17 protein-coding genes and 1 CRISPR repeat array (1 of these 18 cut by a window edge) are annotated in these 19,453 nt (G+C 64.2%); of the genes, 12 read left to right on the top strand and 5 right to left on the bottom strand.

From position 1 onward, the window contains the following. Nucleotides 1–6 precede the first annotated feature (6 nt). On the top strand, nucleotides 7–351 hold the full coding sequence (locus pbN1_RS09770) for a DUF1840 domain-containing protein (RefSeq protein WP_169204063.1): 345 nt from the start codon (nucleotides 7–9) through the stop codon (nucleotides 349–351). Nucleotides 352–354: 3 nt separating this feature from the next. Here pbN1_RS09770 and pbN1_RS09765 read toward each other — a convergent pair whose 3' ends face one another. The 5 genes from pbN1_RS09765 to pbN1_RS09745 form a co-directional block, all read right to left on the bottom strand. Further along, nucleotides 355–1,383, bottom strand: coding sequence for a fumarylacetoacetate hydrolase family protein (locus pbN1_RS09765; protein ID WP_169204062.1), 1,029 nt, complete (start codon nucleotides 1,381–1,383; stop codon nucleotides 355–357). Continuing rightward, complete coding sequence (locus pbN1_RS09760) at nucleotides 1,380–1,931, bottom strand: VOC family protein (protein ID WP_169204061.1); 552 nt, start codon at nucleotides 1,929–1,931, stop codon at nucleotides 1,380–1,382. The genes pbN1_RS09765 and pbN1_RS09760 overlap by 4 nt, the downstream gene beginning before the upstream one ends. Nucleotides 1,932–1,956: 25 nt before the next feature. After that, complete coding sequence (locus pbN1_RS09755) at nucleotides 1,957–2,181, bottom strand: DUF2783 domain-containing protein (RefSeq protein WP_169204060.1); 225 nt, start codon at nucleotides 2,179–2,181, stop codon at nucleotides 1,957–1,959. An 11-nt stretch (nucleotides 2,182–2,192) separates the two neighbouring features. Further along, a complete protein-coding gene (locus tag pbN1_RS09750) occupies nucleotides 2,193–3,872 on the bottom strand; it encodes an FAD-dependent oxidoreductase (protein WP_169204059.1) in 1,680 nt (559 codons plus the stop codon). A gap of 99 nt (nucleotides 3,873–3,971) precedes the next feature. Further along, nucleotides 3,972–4,934: an MBL fold metallo-hydrolase gene (locus pbN1_RS09745; RefSeq protein WP_169204058.1), complete on the bottom strand. Its 963-nt coding sequence runs from the start codon at nucleotides 4,932–4,934 to the stop codon at nucleotides 3,972–3,974. 176 nt (nucleotides 4,935–5,110) lie between these two features. Here pbN1_RS09745 and pbN1_RS09740 point away from each other — a divergent pair, with 176 nt between their 5' ends. From pbN1_RS09740 to cas2e, 11 genes are all read left to right on the top strand, one after another. Continuing rightward, nucleotides 5,111–5,923, top strand: coding sequence for an IS5-like element ISAzo23 family transposase (locus pbN1_RS09740; protein ID WP_210147695.1), 813 nt, complete (start codon nucleotides 5,111–5,113; stop codon nucleotides 5,921–5,923). A 50-nt stretch (nucleotides 5,924–5,973) separates the two neighbouring features. Beyond that, on the top strand, nucleotides 5,974–6,789 hold the full coding sequence (locus pbN1_RS09735; RefSeq protein WP_169203899.1) for an IclR family transcriptional regulator: 816 nt from the start codon (nucleotides 5,974–5,976) through the stop codon (nucleotides 6,787–6,789). A 303-nt stretch (nucleotides 6,790–7,092) separates the two neighbouring features. Next, the gene (locus pbN1_RS09730) at nucleotides 7,093–7,272 is read left to right on the top strand and encodes a hypothetical protein (protein ID WP_169203889.1); all 180 of its coding nucleotides are present in this window, start codon (nucleotides 7,093–7,095) and stop codon (nucleotides 7,270–7,272) included. A gap of 14 nt (nucleotides 7,273–7,286) precedes the next feature. Then, nucleotides 7,287–9,896 (top strand): CRISPR-associated helicase Cas3', encoded by a 2,610-nt coding sequence (gene cas3 / locus pbN1_RS09725; protein ID WP_169203890.1) that lies wholly within the window; start codon nucleotides 7,287–7,289, stop codon nucleotides 9,894–9,896. A gap of 23 nt (nucleotides 9,897–9,919) precedes the next feature. Next, nucleotides 9,920–11,518, top strand: coding sequence for a type I-E CRISPR-associated protein Cse1/CasA (casA, locus tag pbN1_RS09720; RefSeq protein WP_244857229.1), 1,599 nt, complete (start codon nucleotides 9,920–9,922; stop codon nucleotides 11,516–11,518). Then, nucleotides 11,505–12,089, top strand: coding sequence for a type I-E CRISPR-associated protein Cse2/CasB (gene casB, locus pbN1_RS09715; protein WP_169203892.1), 585 nt, complete (start codon nucleotides 11,505–11,507; stop codon nucleotides 12,087–12,089). Before casA ends, casB begins: the two co-directional genes overlap by 14 nt. Before the next feature lie 21 nt (nucleotides 12,090–12,110). Beyond that, the gene (cas7e, locus tag pbN1_RS09710) at nucleotides 12,111–13,310 is read left to right on the top strand and encodes a type I-E CRISPR-associated protein Cas7/Cse4/CasC (protein ID WP_169203893.1); all 1,200 of its coding nucleotides are present in this window, start codon (nucleotides 12,111–12,113) and stop codon (nucleotides 13,308–13,310) included. Nucleotide 13,311: 1 nt separating this feature from the next. Beyond that, complete coding sequence (gene cas5e / locus pbN1_RS09705) at nucleotides 13,312–14,046, top strand: type I-E CRISPR-associated protein Cas5/CasD (protein ID WP_169203894.1); 735 nt, start codon at nucleotides 13,312–13,314, stop codon at nucleotides 14,044–14,046. After that, nucleotides 14,043–14,780 carry a type I-E CRISPR-associated protein Cas6/Cse3/CasE gene (cas6e, locus tag pbN1_RS09700; protein WP_169203895.1) on the top strand — a complete coding sequence of 246 codons (738 nt, stop codon included), beginning with the start codon at nucleotides 14,043–14,045 and terminating at the stop codon, nucleotides 14,778–14,780. The genes cas5e and cas6e overlap by 4 nt, the downstream gene beginning before the upstream one ends. Then, nucleotides 14,774–15,667 carry a type I-E CRISPR-associated endonuclease Cas1e gene (cas1e, locus tag pbN1_RS09695; protein ID WP_169203896.1) on the top strand — a complete coding sequence of 298 codons (894 nt, stop codon included), beginning with the start codon at nucleotides 14,774–14,776 and terminating at the stop codon, nucleotides 15,665–15,667. Before cas6e ends, cas1e begins: the two co-directional genes overlap by 7 nt. Next, nucleotides 15,651–15,935 carry a type I-E CRISPR-associated endoribonuclease Cas2e gene (gene cas2e, locus pbN1_RS09690; RefSeq protein ID WP_244857228.1) on the top strand — a complete coding sequence of 95 codons (285 nt, stop codon included), beginning with the start codon at nucleotides 15,651–15,653 and terminating at the stop codon, nucleotides 15,933–15,935. The genes cas1e and cas2e overlap by 17 nt, the downstream gene beginning before the upstream one ends. A gap of 67 nt (nucleotides 15,936–16,002) precedes the next feature. Beyond that, nucleotides 16,003–19,453: a CRISPR direct-repeat array (repeat unit 29 nt; unit sequence GTTTCCCCCGCGTCCGCGGGGATAGGCCC) (it continues 2,071 nt past the right edge of the window).

Raw genomic sequence — 19,453 nt, 5'->3', positions numbered from 1 at the left:
TCTGCGATGCTGTACACATTCAAATCGGACGCCGCCGCCGACGTCATCATGTTCGCCGACGTCGCGAAGAAGCTGGTCGCGATCCTCGGCAAGGATCCGGAAGACGTGAAAGGCATCGTCACCGTCGAACAACTGCCCGACGCGATCGAGCGGCTGCGCGTCGCGATCGACGAGGACAAGGCACGGCAGGCTGCGCGTGACGAGGAGACCGAGGAAGAAAAGGAGGCCGCCGCCGCCGCGGGCAAGACCGGCATGGGCGCGCCGGTCGGTCTCGCCCAGCGCGCGTGGCCGCTGCTCGACATGCTGCAATCGTCGCTGAAGGACGGCGTACCGGTCGTGTGGGGCGTCTGACCGTCAGCGATCGAGCGGCACCACCGTCTGCTCGATCGCGCCGAACACGTCCTCGCCGCGCGCGGTCAGCATCTCGATCCGCACGCGATCGCCGAAACGCATGAACGGCGTCTTTGGCGTGCCGGTTTCGATCGTCTCGTAAGTCCGCACTTCGGCGAGGCAGCAGTAGCCGACGCCACCGTGTTCGATGCTCGAACCGTGCAGCCCGCCCTGCCTGTTCGACACGGTGCCCGAACCGATGATCGAGCCGGCTTCGAGCTCGCGCGTCTTCGCGACATGGGCGATCAGCTGCGGAAAGTTGAAGGTCATGTCGACGCCGGCGTTCGGGCAGCCGAACGGCTGGCCGTTGTGCGTCACGCGCAGCGGCAGATGCACGCGCCCGTCGTGCCACGCCATGTCGAGCTCGTCCGGCGTGACCGCGACCGGAGAGAACGCCGAGGCCGGCTTCGACTGGAAGAAACCGAAGCCTTTCGCGAGCTCGGCCGGAATCAGGTTGCGCAGCGAAACGTCATTGACGAGCATCAGCAGGCGGATCTTCAGCGCGCATTCGTCGGCGGAGGCGCCAAGGGGCACGTCGCCGGTGATGACCGCCACTTCGGCCTCGAAGTCGATCCCCCAGTCCTCGCTCGCCGCGACGATGTCATCGCGCGGGCCGATGAAACTGTCCGAGCCGCCCTGGTACATCAGCGGATCGGTCTGGAACGACTCGGGCAGCTCGGCACCGCGGGCGCGACGCACGAGCTCGACGTGGTTGACGTACGCCGAACCGTCCGCCCACTGGTACGCGCGCGGCAGCGGCGAATGGCACTGCGCCGGGTCGAACGGGATCACATGCCGGCCGAATTTTCCGACCCGCCCGTGGTTGAGCAAGTCGTAGACCAGATCGAGGTCGTCGACGACGGCGTCCCAGTCGTCGAGCGCCGCCTGCAGCGTCTTCGCGATGGCGGCGACCGGCTGGCAGCGCGTGAGGTCGCGGCTGACGACGACCAGCGTGCCGTCGCGCCCGCCGCGCTTGAGCGTCGCGAGCTTCATCGTGCGCCCCCTTCCCGGTTCATGCTGCCGTCGTGCATCCAGCGTGCGTGCTGCGGCGCCTGTTTGGTGCGCGACCATTCCTCGATCATCTCCCGCTTGACCGCGTCGAGCTTCTGCAGCATTTCCGGCGTGGCGGTGTTCGCCGCGAGTTCGAGCCGGTGACCGCTCGGGTCGAAGAAGTAGATCGACTTGAAGATCGTGTGATCGGTCGGGCCGACGACCTCGATGCCGGCGGCTTCGAGCCGTGCCTTCGCCGCGAGCAGCTCTTCGACCGAGCCGACTTCCATCGCCAGATGCTGCACCCAGTCCGGCGTGTTGCGGTCGCGGTCCATCGGCGGCTTGGTCGGCAGTTCGAAGAACGCCAGCACGTTGCCCTGGCCGGCGTCGAGGAAGATGTGCATGTACGGGTCCGGCGCTTTCGTCGACGGCACTTCGTCCTCGGCGATCGCAAGCACGAGCTTCATGCCGAGGTGCTTTTCGTACCACTCGACGGTTTCCTTCGCATCGCGGCAGCGGTACGCGACGTGGTGGATTTTCTTGATCAGCATAAGGTTCTCCTGGGCGGAAGGCGCATCACGCGCCGTCACGGGCGATTTTCATCGCTTCGCGCAGCACCGAGATGTCGCCGATATGGTTCGCGAGCAGCAGGATCAGACGCGCATTGACCATCGCGCTCTGCTCGGCGGTGAGGTCGCGGTGCGTCTCGATCAGCGCCTCGTAGAAGTCGTCGCCGGGGCTGAACGCACGGAAATAGCGCTTGCCGGGAGTGAAGAAGTTCGAATCGGTGTTGAGGCTCATGTTTCGTTCCTTCAGGCGTTGCAGGTTGCGCGGTCGAGCGCGGCACGAACGAGGCCGGCGTCGAACGTGCGCCAGCGCGCCGCGACATGCTGGTCGGGCCGCACGAGGTAGGTCGTGCCCGGTTGCAGGTCGTAGCGCTCGCGAATGCGCCCGCGGCTGTCGATCAGCGTCTTCAGGCCGCCCGGGGCGGTGCCGCGCTCGGCGACGACGAGGGCTTCGATCGGGACCGGCGCGTCGGCCAGCGCAGCCAGGGCCGCCGCGTCCGCAGGGGGAATGCCGGCTGCGTCCGGCATGTAATAGAGCAGCTGGAAGCGGTTGCCGGTGGCCTGCAGCAGCCACTGCTCGCCGCCCGGCGTCTCGCACGGCGCGTCGTCGAGCGGCGCGCCCGGCACCATGACGCCGGCGAAGGCATCGGCATCGGGCGTGTTGAGGCGCGACTCGGTGAGGAAGCTGGGCACCGACAGGCGGCCGGAATTGACCAGCGCGCGGGCGAACGGGTAGTCCTTCGCCAGCCCCAGCACCGCGTTGCGGAACGTCTTGCTGACCGCGCTCTTTGGCGTGATGAAATCGGTCGAGCGCGTCGAATTCATCAGGTTCTCGTCGGCGGCGAACACGCGCTCTTCCGAATACGTGTCGAGCAGCGTCTGCGGCGCCTTGCCGTCGAGCACCAGTTTCAGCTTCCACACCAGGTTGTCGATGTCCTGGATGCCCGAGTTCGCCCCGCGCGCGCCGAACGGCGACACCTGGTGCGCGGCATCCCCGGTGAACAGCAGCCGACCGTGGCGGAACTCGTGCATGCGGCGGCACTGGAAGGTATACACGCTGACCCATTCGAGCTCGAACTCGCGCTCCTCATTACCCTTCGCTGCGAGCATCGCCTTGATGCGCGGGATCACGTTCTCGGGCTTCTTCTCCTCTTCCGGGTCAGCGTGCCAGCCGAGCTGGAAGTCGATGCGCCACACGTTGTCGGCCTGGCTGTGCAGCAGCACCGACTGGTTCGGGTGGAACGGCGGATCGAACCAGAACCAGCGTTCCGCCGGGTAATCCGCCTTCATGACGACGTCGGCGATCAGGAAGCGGTCCATGAAGATCTTGCCTTCGACTTCCAGCCCCATCATGTGACGGATCGGACTGCGCGCGCCGTCGGCGACGACCAGCCAGTCGGCGTCGAGCGAATATGCGCCGTCGGGTGTCTCGACACGCAGCGCGACGCGCTCGCCGTCGTCGGCCACGCCGATGACCTTGCTCTTCCAGCGCAGGTCGATGTTCGGCAGGCTCTGCGCCCGGCGCACGAGGTATTCCTCGAGGTAGTACTGCTGCAGGTTGATCATGCCCGGGCGGTGGTGGTCGGGCTGCGGGCACAGGTTGAAGTTGAACACTTCTTCCTCGTGGAAGAAGGTGCGCCCGACGTTCCACGACACGCCTTTCTGCACCATCTCCTCGGCGCAGCCGAGCCGGTCCATGATCTCGAGCGCGCGCTTCGCATAGCACACGCCGCGCGAGCCGATGCTCACCGTGTCGTCATTGTCGAGCAGCACGACCGGCGTCCCCTGGATCGCCAGGTCGATCGCTGCGGCAAGGCCCACCGGGCCGGCGCCGACGACGACGACCGGATAATGCCCGTCGCGCTGCCCGGCAAGCTCTGGCGGCCTGCGGTATTCGAACTTCGGATAGTTGTACGTGCTGAGCACGGGTTCTCCTCCTCTCTGCTTTTGATCGGCCGACGCCACCTTCTGCGGGCGGTCACCGGCCTGTCGTCTGTCTCGTCTGTCGGGGCGGGGGTGCGGCGGCTATTGCTGCAGCGCGTGCCACATCTGCTGGTCGCGCTCGGCGGTCCAGATGCGCGGATCACGGATGCCCGACGCCTCGTCGAACGCGCGTGTCACGTCGAACGGCAGGCAGTGCTCGTAGATGAACACCTCGCCGAAATGCGGATCCATGTGCTTGCGCGTGAGTTCCATCGTTGCCTTCAGGTCCATGCCCTGCGCGACCGCCTCCTGCGCGCTGCGGTACAAGGCGATGACGAAAGCCTTCGTGTAGGCGAGCCCCTGCTCGACCTGCTCCGGCGTCTTCAGCGCCGGACCGCGGCCCGGCACGAGCTTTGCCGCACCGAACTGGGCCAGCCGGTCGAGCGTCGCCGGCCAGTCGGCCAGATACGCGTCGCCGGTGTAGCACGCCGCGTCGTATTCGACGAGATCGCCCGAGAACAGTACGCCGTCCTGCGGCAGCCACACCACCGTGTCGCCCTTCGTGTGGCCGCGGCCGACCTGCATGATCTTCACTTCGAGCTTGCCCAGCCACAGGCTCATCTCACCCTGGAACGTGAGCGTCGGCCAGGTCAGCCCGGGCACGCTCTCGACCGCGTCGAACAGGCGCGGGAAGCGGCCGATCTCGGAATCCATGTCCTGCTGGCCGCGCTCGACGATCAGGTCATACGTGTCGCGGCTGGCGATGATCTGCTCGAGCCCCTCGCTCTTGTAGCCGGACGCGCCGAGCACGCGCACGGCGTGGTAATGCGTCAGCACGACGTACTTGATCGGCTTGTCGGTGATCTCGCGCACCTTCGCGATGACGCCCTGCGCCATCACGGGTGTCGCGGTCGCGTCGATGATCATCACGCCGTCGTCGCCGACGATGATGCCGGTGTTCGGATCGCCTTCGGCGGTGTAGGCCCAGGCGTGATCGGAAAGCTGGTCGAAGCTGATCTGCTTCTCTTCGAGGTCGGCTTGCGAAGCGAAAACCTTGGTGTTCATGAACGGACTCCTTGAAGTGCGGCGGGATGGACAAAGCGTAGTCGACGATTTGTTATTAGTCAATCGATTCGCTATTGTTAAATTTACCCACGCCGGAGGGCACGTCTTTTCCGCCCTCGCTGCTAGAGCGTGTTATGAACTTATGCAGCTGATATAGTTGATGTTTTTTGATCACTGTGAGCAGAAAACCCTACCCGAGCGATGTCAGTGAAGAGGAGTGGCATTTCGTGGCGCCGTATCTGACGCTGATGACCGAGCAGGCGCCGCAGCGCAGCTACCCCTTGCGCGAAGTGTTCAACGCGTTGCGCTGGCTGGCTCGGGCCGGCGCGCCATGGCGACTCTTGCCGAATGATTTTCCGCCCTGGCAGATGGTGTATCAGCAGTTTCGCCGCTGGAACGATGCGGGCTGTTTCGAGGCGATGGTGAGCGACATGCGTTCGATCATCCGAGTCGGCGACGGTCGCAAGGCCCAGCCCAGTGCCGTGATTCTCGATGGGCGAACGCTGCAAAGCAGCTGCGAAAGCGGGCCGCGTGCCGGCTACGACGGCTACAAGCGGCGTCGGGGCAGCAAAGTACATATGGCCGTGGATACGCTGGGGCAACTCATTGCGCTGACCGTCACGCCGGCCGATGAACAGGAGCGCGCGCAGGTCAAGGACCTGTGCGAGGCGGTGCAGCAAGCCACGGGTGAAACGGTCAAAGTGGCGTGGGCCGACCAAGGCTACACGGGCGACGAAGCTCGGAAAGCGGCCAAGGCGGCGGGTATCGATCTTCAAATCGTCAAACTTCCCGAGGCGAAGAAGGGATTTGTATTGCTGCCCCGGCGCTGGGTCGTCGAGCGCAGTTTCGGGTGGCTGTCCCGATTCAGACGACTGAGTCGGGATTTCGAGCGGATGCCGCAAGTGCTGGCCGGATTGCATTTCGTCGTCTTCTGCATCCTCATGCTGCCCAAGGCCGCGTTCTGGCTGGCACTGGAAGCAAGTTCATAACACGCACTAAGATTCGCGCCGCACAGGAGAGAACAGTGAAAGACGAGCAAATGGCCGAGCCGATCGCCACCCGCCCTGCGGAACGCAACGGCGACCGCCGCGGCATCCAGTCGATCGAAGTCGGCGGCGCGCTGCTGCAGGCGCTCGTGCGCCACGGCGCACCGATGATCCTCAAGGACCTCGCCCGCGCAGCCGGCATGCCGCCGGCCAAGGCCCACCCCTACCTCGTCAGCTTCGGCAAGCTCGGCCTGATCGAACAGGACCCGCTCACCGGCCGTTACGGGCTCGGCACGTTCTCGCTGCAGCTGGGCCTGTCGGCGCTGCACGGCCTCAACCCGCTGCGCGTCGCGACGCCGGAAGCCGCGAAGCTCTCCGACGACATCGGCCAGAACGTCGCGATCGCCGTCTGGGGCAACCAGGGCGCGACGGTCGTCAGCATCGAGGAATGCAGCCGCCAGGTGCACGTGAACATGCGCGTCGGCACGGTGATGAACCTCGTCACCTCCGCGACCGGCCGCGTTTTCGCCGCATTCCTGCCGGCGCGCCTGACCGAAACGCTGATCGCCGAAGAGCTCGCCCATCTCGCCCGCGCCGCCGACCCGTCGCTGCGCCTGACGAGAAGACAGCTCGACGACGAGCTCGAAGAAATCCGCCGCCAGCGCCTCGCCCGCGCCGTCGGCCAGCCGATCCCCGGCATCAACGCATTCTGCGCCCCGGTCTTCGACCACAACGGCCACATCGCGCTGACGATCACCGCGATGGGCGCCGCCGACAACTTCGATGCGGACTGGCACGGCCCGCTGGCAGAGAAACTGCGGGGCTGCGCGGAGTCGATCTCGGCGCGGCTTGGGAAGACGGAAGGCTGACTCGCACATCTATGCAAAGAGCAAAGCCATAAGTCATCGCAAAATGCCGTAGGAATCGCTACGATCACGCAACCCCACCCGCGAGGTTGCCGTGAGCCAGACCGATCGCATCGTCCGCATCCGCGCGCTGCTCGACCAGCGGCGCGCCGTTGGGGTCCGTTGCCGCGTGCTGATCATCGGCGTCGGCCAGCGCAGCACGACGCTCATCCTCTTCAAGAACAGCGGCTCGGCCCTGCTGCGCCGCCTAGAGTCGCCTGCGCGGCGCGCGGCGCAACTTCGCCGGACAGCATCCGGGCAGTCGAAGTGCTCGAAACTGCTGCCAAAAACGTCCCGAACAAGACTCTCAACACCGGCCTCGGCCCCGGCATGTTCGCGGCCAACGAACCGCAGCGGGCAAAGCTGCGTTTCAGCCCGGAACACGCGAGGCGGATCGGCGCAGAACATATGTTTTTGCGATATATCGACCGCTTTTCCGTTATTTGACAGGAAGTCCAGACATGGCAGTAAGGATCGAGGCATTTGGCAAGCTTGACCGTGACGATCACGGCCAAATTACTGGGACGCATACGCTTATCGATCACATGACAGATGTGGCTGCCTGCTTCGTCGCTCTATGTCGTTGCCGTGCAGTTCGCAGGGCACTCGAGGCGGCCGCTACCCGCAAGCTCACCAACCAGGATATTGCTCGTTTGGCGGCATTGGTCTTTCTCCATGACATCGGCAAAGCTAACAGCGGTTTCCAGGCCAAGCGCTGGAAGAACGAACGAGACATCCCACCTGGTTGGCCTGTCCGTGTTCACGCAGGCCATGGCGTCGAAGCGTTCAAGCTGTTTGACGAACCTGCAGCCAGCGAGGCGCTTGCGCCGCTGACGGAGCAGATATGTCTGTGGGGCGACGCCTGCAATTCTTTGCTGATCGCCAGCATTAGCCATCACGGGCGCCCGATCAAGGATACCGCCACGCGGTTACCCGCAATATGGAAATCCATCCCGGACACGTACTCCCCCGTCGCCACGCTGGCGGAAATCGCTGCCCGCGCGTTGGCGTTTAGCCCCGAAGCGTTCGAATCGGGCGGAAAATCGCTTCCCGACCCGCCCGCGTTCGCACACCTTTTCGCGGGTCTTGTGCAATTGGCCGATTGGCTCGGCTCCGACACCCGGTTTTTCCCCTTTACCAAGGCAGGCGAAAATCGGGCAAACGAAGCCCCCGCCATGTCGGCGAAGGCCATCGCTACCATCGGCCTGGACGGCGAAGCATGGCGCAGCACACTGGCCGCCTGCGCCCCAAGCTTTACCCATACTTTCGACGTACCCGCGCCGCGCCCTATTCAGGAAAAGATGAGCGACGACACGCTCGGCCCGCTCCTTATCCTCGAATCAGAAACCGGCAGTGGCAAGACCGAAGCCGCGTTGTGGCGCTACGTCCACCTTTTCCAGGCGGGGTTGGTGGACGGCCTGTACTTTGCCCTCCCCACCCGGGTTGCCGCGACCCAAATCTACGAGCGCGTGAAGAACACCCTCCGGCGCTTGTGGCCGGAGAATCCACCACTCGCCGTCCGTGCCCTGCCCGGCTACATCAGTGCAGATGGAGCCGAAGCCTCACTCCTCGCCGATTTCGAAGTTCAATGGAACGACGATCCGGCCGACCAGAAGGCCCACCAGCGCTGGGCTGCCGAATCCGCCAAGCGCTTTCTCGCGGCACCGGTTGCGGTCGGCACGATCGACCAGGCACTGCTTGGCGCCCTGCAAGTTCGCCACGCCCATCTGCGCTCCGCGACCCTTGCCCGCAGTCTGTTGGTGGTTGATGAGGTCCACGCTTCCGACGCGTACATGACAGTATTGCTGGAGCATCTCCTCAAGACGCACCTGAACAGCGGCGGCCATGCGCTGCTGCTTTCCGCCACCTTGGGTTCAAGTGCCCGCAGCCGCTACCTTGCGCTGGGCACCCACGCGCAACGGCGACCGTCCGAACGGATGTCGTTCGAGGCGGCCTGCGTGACGCCGTACCCAGCGCTTTCCGACAATCGGGCTATCCGCTGTGCTGCGCCAACCGGCCAGTCCAAGAAGGTCAGTTGGACACCTCGTGACATCATCGACACTCCAGAGCAAATCGCTGAAGTGGCGATCGCGGCGGCCACGCAAGGTGCAAAAGTACTGATCATCCGCAATACGGTTCCTGCGGCCGTCGCCACGCTGACTGCGCTCGAGCAACGCATACCCGATCAGCACTGGCTATTCAGCCTCAACGGCATCCCGACGCTGCATCACAGCCGCTTCAGCCGCCAGGACCGCCCGGCGCTCGATGCGGCGATCGAAACCCAGCTTGGCAAGACACGCCCCGCCGGCCCGCTCATTGTCGTCGGCACCCAAACGCTGGAACAGAGCCTGGATATCGACGCCGATCTGCTGATCACCGATCTGTGTCCGATGGACGTACTGCTGCAGCGCGTTGGCCGCCTGCACCGTCACGTGCGATCCGCCGCGGAACGCCCCGCCCCCTTCCGGTCCGCCCAAGCCTGCATATTGACGCCGGCCAGCCACGATTTAGCCCCTATGCTGATTAGATCTCGGCACGGGCTGGGACGTTTTCACAATGGAGGGGGTATCTATGATGATCTCCGCATTCTCGAAGCTACCCGCGCACTCATCGCGGAACGGCCTGAAGTGACCATCCCGGATGACAACCGCTACCTCGTCGAGGCCGCCACTCACCCCGAAAAGCTGAATATTCTCCAGGAACAAAAAGGCGAGGCCTGGAAAAAGGTGGGCCAGCAGATCGAAGGGGACACGAGCGCAGAAAAGGCGGTGGCGCATCTACACGCCCTGGATGTCGAGCAAGTGTTTGGCGAATTTTCGTTCCCTTCGGACGTCCGGATTGCCACCCGGCTCGGTGCCCAGGACCGCCTCGTCCATTTCAAGATCGATCAAGGCCCCTTCGGCTTTCCCCTCAGGGAGCTGCCGATACGCCATCACCTACTCCCGAAAAAATTGCCTCCCGACACCGAACCAAGTGGCATTATCTGCAATGAAAACCGCATCACCTTTCGGCTGGGCGACGCCCGATTCAGCTATAGCCGCCTGGGGCTGGAACGCATCAATGACAAATGAACGCTTGCTGCAGGAGATCCGCCGTGACACTGCAATACAACTTGCTTGACGAGCCGCTGATCCGCACACGGCTGATCGCCAACGGCCAGCCTCGGGCATACAGCCTGCCGGGATTGTTGGTGGCGTTGGTACATGACGAGATCCGGGATTTCCCTGCCCTGCGCCCCCATCAACGCCATCCGTGGCACGCCTTCCTCGTGCAACTAGCCGCAATGGCGCTGCATCGTCTGGGGGCGGACGAGCCGTTCCGGACCGAAGGCGAATGGAAGGCTGCGCTGCTCGACCTTACACCCGACCACCCGGATGGTGCCGCCTGGTGCCTGGTCGCGCCGCATGACAGGCCGGCTTTCATGCAGGCGCCGGTTCCGAATGGAAACGTCGATGCTTGGAAAAACGTTATCCATGCCGCCGACGAGCTGGACATGTTGGTCACTTCGAAGAACCACGATCTGAAATCGGCTCGGATGCGACAAGCCAAAGTCGACGATTGGTTGATGGCCCTGATCAGCCTTCAAACACAAGAGGGTTTCCTTGGCGCGGGCAATTACGGCATTTCCCGCATGTTTGGCGGATTCGCCAACCGACCTGCGATCGGCATAGTGCCCAAAGGCGATTGGGGACAGCGCTGGAAAAGGGATGTCCGGACCCTGTTGGCAAATCGAGCCTCAGTCGTCGAGCACCATGGTTTACAGGACAAAGACGGTGTTGGTCTTCTATGGCTGGAAGTGTGGAGCGGCGAAAGCAGTCGGAGCTTTGCCTCTTTGGATCCCTTCTACATTGAAATTTGCCGTCGAGTCCGCCTTACCCTCGGGGATCACAACCAAGCGATTTTCGCGATCACGACAGGCAGCAAGTCTGCCCGGATAGCCGCCGACCAGCGTAACGGCATGACCGGCGATCCTTGGACACCGATCAATACGGTCGAAGGTAAGGCGCTCTCAATCAGCTCGCGTGGCTTCGACTACCGATTAGCCGCCGAGTTGATGTTTGGTGCCAAGTTCACACGTCCAATCGCACAAATTCCAGTGACAAGTGACGGAGCTAAGGGCTTGGAGGTGTTGGCGCAAGGAGTAACGCGCGGCAAGGGGAAGACAGAGGGTTACCACGAGCGTCGCATACCGATTTCACCCACGGTCCACAAGATGCTGCTTCAACAGCAACGCGATCGTCTCGCGAAAGTTGCTGAAGAGCGAGTTCAGGCTATTGGGCAGATGGCGTACTTACTCAGGAATTCCGTTATCACTTTGTTCGATGGCGGCAAGCAGCGCAGTAATCCCAGCGACATTCCAGAAAGCACCAACAAGAAGGCAGCCGCTTTGATCAAGTCCTTTGAGCAAGGCGAGGACGCCAGGTTTTTTAATGCGCTCAATGACGAAATCGAATCCGAGACCCCTGACGAAGTACACCTGCGATGGCTCCTCTCCATGGCCGAACGTGCCGAAGTCGTCTTGATAAGTGCCTTTACAGCAGGACCGCAGGCTTGCGAACAGCGTTATCGAGCCCGAGCGGCGGCCCTGTCGCGTTTCCACGCGGGCCTCAGGAACAGCAAGGCACTGCCGGTCCTCGCCAACCATCTCCGCCAACCATCCATCGACAAGGAGCCTGCACATGAGCACGCATGACGCCGATCCACGGGGCCAACCTCAGTCCGATACCGGGGCCACGCCACGGACGGAAGGTCCGATCTCCCGACTGGCCAGAATAGTGGGACGCTCGGCTTGTTATCAGGGCGATTCACATGGGCTCGACAACGGCGAACGCGCAGCCCTGGCCCGCCTGGATCCGGACGGAGAACTGCGTCCGCATGAAATCGCTGCCCTGTCGCGGGCGCTTATATACGCCGATCTGGCCCCCGAAAACTGGCACCCGGACACCTGGCAACGGTGGGCGCTGATTGCTCACGGCATTGCTCTGGCCGGGCACGACGGTAGCCGAAGCCTCGGGATCCAGCTCAGTGATGCCGGTGTGTCCGAATCCCGCGTCACCAAGCTGCTGACCGCTCGTGATGATGCGTTCCGGCAACTGCTTCCGCGCCTGTTGCGCCTGCTGGCCAGCAAGGAGAAGGCCCCCAATTGGCACGATCTGGGCGGCCTGATCCTGAACCAGGGACGCGACGAGGAAGAGGCCGAGGCCATCCGATTGCGAATCGCCGGACGTTATTTTTCAGCCGAAGCAAGAAAACCCAAACATTAATCGACGGACTGGAGTCAGATCATGCGCCTGCCCCGCTTCATTCAGATTCATACCCTGCACACCTACCCCGCCGCACTGCTCAACCGTGACGACGCAGGGCTCGCAAAGCGTCTGCCCCTCGGCAATGCGGTGCGCACCCGTATCTCCTCGCAGTGCCTCAAGCGGCATTGGCGGGTCACGGACGACAAGTTCGCGCTGTCTCGTCTCGACGTACCGATGGCGATTCGCTCCCGTGCCACGCTGGAACATATCAGCAAGCGAGTTCAGGAAAACGGAATATCTGCGGCAATGGCTCAGGCGGCCGCCGAAGCGCTGCGCGATGCGGGCCTGCTCGACAAAGGCGGTAAAGACAAGAAGGGGGAAGATGCACTGAAGACCGGACAGGCCGTCCTGCTAGGCAAGGCCGAAATTGACTATCTGGTCAAGCGCTGCACCGAACTGGCCGAATCCGCGGCAGACGAACAAGTACTCAAGACCGACGTCGCCAAGGCGTTGAAGGACGAGAAGAAGAACATCGAGGCGCTCAAGCACGGCAGCGGGCTGGAATCCGCGCTGTTCGGGCGCATGGTGACGTCCGATATACTGGCCAGCCGTGATGCCTCCATCTATGTCGCCCATGCATTCACCGTTCATCCAGCGCAAGTCGAGAACGACTATTTCACCGTAGTTGACGACCTGCTTCATGAAGCCGGCGAACTGGGCTCTGCCGGCATTTTCGACACCGAACTCGCTTCCGGCCTTTACTACGGCTACGTCGTCGTGGACGTTCCACAGTTGATTGAAAACCTGGAAGGCATCGCCGTCCAGGACTGCTTTTCTCCAGACACGCCGCCGGCGCGCCGCGAGCTGGCGGGACGCGTCGTGCAACATCTGCTGCACCTGATCGCCACCGTCAGCCCCGGCGCGAAGCGCGGCTCTACCGCACCCTTCGACTGGGCGAAATTCGTCCTCGTGGAGGCCGGCGACTGGCAACCCCGCAGCCTGGCCGGAGCCTTTCATGACGCGCTGCCGCTGGAGGACAAACACAACTCCGGCACCATCCGGCAGCGGACCGTCGCCCGCCTGTCCGACGAAATCGCCGCCATGGACGAAGCCTACGGCGCACCATTGGCCCGCCGCTTCCTGGCGCTCGACCCGGTTGAAGTGGCTGGCGCCGAACGGACCAACCTGAACAAACTGGCCGATTGGGCAAGGGATATCGTGCAGCAAGGGGAATGCTGACATGTCGCGGCATCTGCTCATGCGTCTGCAGGCGCCGCTGATGGCTTTCGGCGGAGAGACCATCGACAACTACGGCGTGATTCGCGAGTTTCCCGCGCTTTCGATGATCACCGGTCTGCTCGCCAATGCCTTGGGCTGGCGGCGGGAGGAAAGTGAACGGCACGATCGGCTGCAGAGCCGGCTGATAGTCGGCGCTCGGCTGGATAGTGACGTTCAGCGGATGCGCGAATACCAAACCGCCCAGCTTTTCGAAAAGGACCAGGGCTGGACAACCTTCGGCCAGCCGGAAGGCCGCGCTGCGAGTCCCAGTTATTCGATGCAGCCGGACGGGCGAAAATCACTCACTTGGCAACGTTATCGCGACTATCACGCCAGCCTGAACGTCCTTGTTGCGCTGCGCCTGGAGTCGGCTGACGAGTCGCCGACCTTGGGCGAACTGGCCGACGCGCTCGATCGTCCTGCCCGCCCCTTGTTCATCGGCCGCAAAAGCTGCCTGCCCAGTTGCCGGGTTTTCGCCGGCTGGCAGGAAGCTGACAACATGCTGCACGCCTTGCAAACTGCTCAACTTCCCGATCTCGACCTTCGCTTTCGACTGCAATGGCCCGACGGCGAAGGCACGCTGGCCGGAGACCGCCGAATCGATCTGTGCGACGAGCGCAATTGGGTCAGCGGCGTACACGGCGGATGGCGCCCTGTACGAGAAGGCAGCTTTACAGCATCCGGAGTCCGTCAATGACCTTCCAGTTACTGCGCCTGCAACCGGACCCCGCAGCCTTGGCCACCTGGGCGACTCGCCACGAATTGCTCTCCCCGGACGGCGACTACGGCTACGCATTCCACGCGCTGCTCCACGCCGCCTTCGGCGAGCTGGCCCCCAAGCCACTTCGCTACCTGGGCGGCCGACAGGGCTTGCTCGCATACACGTCCGCCGACCTTGACGCTTTGCGCTTGCACGCGCAAATGGCCGCACCGGATGTCGCCCGCGCCCTTGGGCTGGATGAACTGGACGCCCGCCCCTTTCCGACCGTCTGGAACACGGGGCAACGTCTGGCTTTCGAAGTGCGGGTACGCCCCGTGGTCCGCGCCAAGGACGGACGCGAGCGGGATGCATTCCTGCACGCCATCGGCGAGGATTCGGAATCTGCGCCAACCGCGGAACATGACACGCTCGCCGAGCGGGCAACGATCTACACCGGCTGGCTGGCGAAGCAGCTTTCGCCGGACGGTGCGGCGCGAATCATCGAAGCCCGAATGGACGCATTTCGACTCACCCGGGTAATGCGAAAAACGGGTGCAAACGGCACCGGCAAACGCCATACGCGCTTCGTCTGCGGCCCGGATACCGTGTTCAAAGGCCAGTTGGAGGTGGGCGACGTGGAAGCTTTCGCAGGCTTGCTGGCACGGGGAGTCGGCCGCCACCGGGCGTTCGGTTTTGGCATGCTGCTCCTCAGACCTGCGTCTACATGTTGAAGGGACGACTCGGGCTGGAAACAGCCCGCGTTCCGCATGCGGATCGACACGGCCTGATCTGGCTGGAACGCGGAGAACTCTGCGTGGTGGATGGCTGCTTGCATTTCGTAGCCGGCAAGGACTCCCTGACGCCCCACATTCTCCAGGTGCCTCATCAAGCCGTGTCCATGATCCTGCTCGGACCGGGAAGCAGTGTCACTCACGACGCGCTGCGCTTGCTGGCACGTCACGGCACGCTGATGGCCGCCGTGGGACAGGACGGCGTGCGCACCTATACGGCGCCTCCCTTGCTACCGGATCGTTCCGATGTTGCCCGACGCCAAGCCGAACTATGGGGCGCCCCTCGCCGCCGCGTCAGCGTCGCCCGTCACATGTACGCGCTGCGTCTCGGCGAGGTTCTTCCTCATCGCGACCTGGACACGCTACGGGGTATCGAAGGCGCCCGAGTCAAGGCGATCTACCGCTTGATGGCCGAAAAATACGGAATCGACTGGGATGGGCGGCACTATGACCGGAACAATCCCCTCGCGGCTGATATCCCCAATCAAGCAATCAACCACGCCGCGACAGCAGTACAAGGCGCCGCCGCGATCGCGGTGCAGTCACTCGCGGCGATCCCACAACTCGGGTTTATTCATGAAGATTCGGGGCAAGCCTTCGTTCTCGATATTGCCGATCTGTTCCGCGACACCGTCACGCTACAAATCGCTTTCTCGGCTGCCCAGAAGGCGTTGGCTGGACACACGGACAGCATAGATCGCTTGGTAAGGCGAGAGGCGTCAACGGTGTTTCGCAAGCAGTCCGTCATTCCGGCCATGATCGACAAGATCAAACAAGTCTTACGCACTGAGGAAATCGATGGCGTTGGTGATGATCGTGACTCGTGACGTCGCCGACCGCTATCGCGGCTTCTTGGCGTCGATCATGCTCGAAGTGGCACCGGCCGTGTATGTGTCGCCTCGCATGAACCCGGGTGTTCGCAGCAGAACGTGGGACGTGTTGTCGAGTTGGCACAGTGAAGAGCCACGCGGGAGCATCACGATGGTGTGGCGCGACGTCAATGAAACGGGCGGCGTCGGAATAGAATCCTTGGGCGAACCGCCTCGCCAACTCATAGAAGTCGACGGCACGTGGTTGGTGAAAAAGATGTTGTAATCCGCACTTTAAAAACTTGAATGAGTTTTCCGTTTTCTCCTTTTGGATCAAAATACTATCCACAAGAGTTTCCCCCGCGTCCGCGGGGATAGGCCCAGGCCGTCGTCCGTCGTGACGAACCCGACTTCGTTTCCCCCGCGTCCGCGGGGATAGGCCCGTTTCACCTTCTGGACACGTCCCGGGCCGACCGTTTCCCCCGCGTCCGCGGGGATAGGCCCCACGATTTCCGGCTATCAGGCTGACGCTGTTGGTTTCCCCCGCGTCCGCGGGGATAGGCCCCGTATGCGTTTGGCAGTACGTGGTCGGGTGCAGTTTCCCCCGCGTCCGCGGGGATAGGCCCTTTCATTTCGTCACCCCGTAGGTTTGTTAACGGTTTCCCCCGCGTCCGCGGGGATAGGCCCCGGAATTTTCGTGGCAAAGAAAGCGGTGAGCGGTTTCCCCCGCGTCCGCGGGGATAGGCCCCGGAAAAGGCTACGCCGGAAAGCATCCTCGAAGTTTCCCCCGCGTCCGCGGGGATAGGCCCAAAATCGCGGTGCAGATTCTGCGGGTTGGAATGTTTCCCCCGCGTCCGCGGGGATAGGCCCGGGCGCGGAGTACGACATGAAGCGGTTGTATGGTTTCCCCCGCGTCCGCGGGGATAGGCCCATCATCGTGTCCGGCTTCGTCGGCCTCGTGTCGTTTCCCCCGCGTCCGCGGGGATAGGCCGTGGCGGGTCACCGTCTGTCAATCCTCCACCACGTTTCCCCCGCGTCCGCGGGGATAGGCCCGCGCGGCACCCGCTGCGCCTCCCAAACCCTAAGTTTCCCCCGCGTCCGCGGGGATAGGCCCTGGATGTCGCGCTGCGCTGCGTGCGCGGCGCCGTTTCCCCCGCGTCCGCGGGGATAGGCCCGAGCACGGCATCATTCAAACCGCACTCGATCCGTTTCCCCCGCGTCCGCGGGGATAGGCCCCGTTCGTTTAATCTGGACTAGCCGGCGACATTGTTTCCCCCGCGTCCGCGGGGATAGGCCCTGGCCGGAGCTGTACCGGTCCGGTCTGGTCGAGTTTCCCCCGCGTCCGCGGGGATAGGCCCTTCGCGATGCACTCCGGCACCCCCTTTCCGGTGTTTCCCCCGCGTCCGCGGGGATAGGCCCCGGACGGGTCGAGTAGCACCACGACAACGGAAGTTTCCCCCGCGTCCGCGGGGATAGGCCCTCAATATTCCCGACTGGCAGGAATTCACCGACGTTTCCCCCGCGTCCGCGGGGATAGGCCCTGGAAGCCCGGCACTGCAGGCGATCACCCGTGGTTTCCCCCGCGTCCGCGGGGATAGGCCCGCCGCCGCGCTCCTCGGCGCCCAGGCGGATGTGTTTCCCCCGCGTCCGCGGGGATAGGCCCCATCGCAATTCCATGCTCTTTGCAGGTTTCAAGTTTCCCCCGCGTCCGCGGGGATAGGCCCCGGCCCATGCTCGCGGGCAAATTCCTGCAATCGTTTCCCCCGCGTCCGCGGGGATAGGCCCTCTCCAAGACGCACGCAGAGATCGACGCCGTCGTTTCCCCCGCGTCCGCGGGGATAGGCCCGACAGGATTCGTGTTTCCATGCGGGTCATGCCGTTTCCCCCGCGTCCGCGGGGATAGGCCCTGGGCGGCGGCGCCGGCGCGACCGATACCGCGGTTTCCCCCGCGTCCGCGGGGATAGGCCGTAATCAATGAAAACGGCGAGTGTGCGCCGCCTGTTTCCCCCGCGTCCGCGGGGATAGGCCCGATACGTGCCACCGCCAAACGACAAATCCCCCGTTTCCCCCGCGTCCGCGGGGATAGGCCCGAGGCTGTCCATATGCGAAAAGTTGTAGAAGTGTTTCCCCCCGCGTCCGCGGGGATAGGCCCGTCGGCCGCTCCCGTCCAGACGTCTGTACTTCGTTTCCCCCGCGTCCGCGGGGATAGGCCCGCGGAGCGCCGCGGGAAGCTGATTCCGGCCGAGGTTTCCCCCGCGTCCGCGGGGATAGGCCCGCGACCGTTCGCGGAAATACCAGTTTCCATTTGTTTCCCCCGCGTCCGCGGGGATAGGCCCGTCTCGCTGAGATGCTCGGCGTCTCGCCGCGAGTTTCCCCCGCGTCCGCGGGGATAGGCCCTCGCGCTGCACGGCAGCGAGCTTGCCGACGAAGTTTCCCCCGCGTCCGCGGGGATAGGCCCCTGCAGGCAGTCCTTGAAGATTTCGGCGTCCAGTTTCCCCCGCGTCCGCGGGGATAGGCCCACCAAGCTCGAGCATCTCCTCGGCTCCGAGCGGTTTCCCCCGCGTCCGCGGGGATAGGCCCTCCGATCGCTTTGTGCTTGTCGAGGTGGGCGAGTTTCCCCCGCGTCCGCGGGGATAGGCCCGCTGGAGGTGAGGCGACTGGCGCGGCTTTATGGTTTCCCCCGCGTCCGCGGGGATAGGCCCGGAGGCCGCCGACTATGAACTCACCATCGCCCGTTTCCCCCGCGTCCGCGGGGATAGGCCCCTCAAGCTGATGCTGCTCGGCGAGACCGTCGCGTTTCCCCCGCGTCCGCGGGGATAGGCCCCCGACCGCGAGCACGGCGAGCCGTTCGTCCTTGTTTCCCCCGCGTCCGCGGGGATAGGCCCAAGCACGGCATTGAACATGATGGCGCCGTACGGTTTCCCCCGCGTCCGCGGGGATAGGCCCATCCCCTCGCTGCCGGGCCATAGCCGGGCGACGTTTCCCCCGCGTCCGCGGGGATAGGCCCAGTCCATGGCCGATGCGCTGAGCCCTGTGGCTGTTTCCCCCGCGTCCGCGGGGATAGGCCCCTCGATGGATTGCGGGACAACCTGGAGCAGATGTTTCCCCCGCGTCCGCGGGGATAGGCCCGGCTCCGGCATCCCCCGCTTGGCCTGCTCCGGGTTTCCCCCGCGTCCGCGGGGATAGGCCCGTGACCACAGCGTCGGCAGCTGGCGGGCGAGAGTTTCCCCCGCGTCCGCGGGGATAGGCCCTCAAGGAAGCAGCATGAACGCCGAAACCAAATGTTTCCCCCGCGTCCGCGGGGATAGGCCCTGGAGCAAAAGCGCGCTCGTTACGCGCCGTGTGTTTCCCCCGCGTCCGCGGGGATAGGCCCGTCGCGATGGTGACCGGCGCACGCGGGGCGAGGTTTCCCCCGCGTCCGCGGGGATAGGCCCCCGATGCTGCGTCACCCGGAATATCCGTGCGTGTTTCCCCCGCGTCCGCGGGGATAGGCCCTGCCGAATCGGCGCGAGCAATCGCTGCTCTTCGTTTCCCCCGCGTCCGCGGGGATAGGCCCATGCGCTCGCCGTGAAACGGTTCATGCGGGATGTTTCCCCCGCGTCCGCGGGGATAGGCCCGGCAGCGTCCCAAGAATGTCCCGCGAGGCCGCGTTTCCCCCCGCGTCCGCGGGGATAGGCCCGCGGGCGTTCGCATCGTTGGCATAGGCGACGGGTTTCCCCCGCGTCCGCGGGGATAGGCCCTCGGCCAGATCGAGGCAAGGCGCCGGCTTGATGTTTCCCCCGCGTCCGCGGGGATAGGCCCATC

The sequence above is a fragment of the Aromatoleum bremense genome, assembly GCF_017894365.1.
GTDB classification, from domain to species: Bacteria; Pseudomonadota; Gammaproteobacteria; order Burkholderiales; family Rhodocyclaceae; genus Aromatoleum; species Aromatoleum bremense.
The sequence above is the reverse complement of the archived record's forward strand: the minus strand, read 5'-3'. Positions and strand labels throughout refer to the sequence as shown.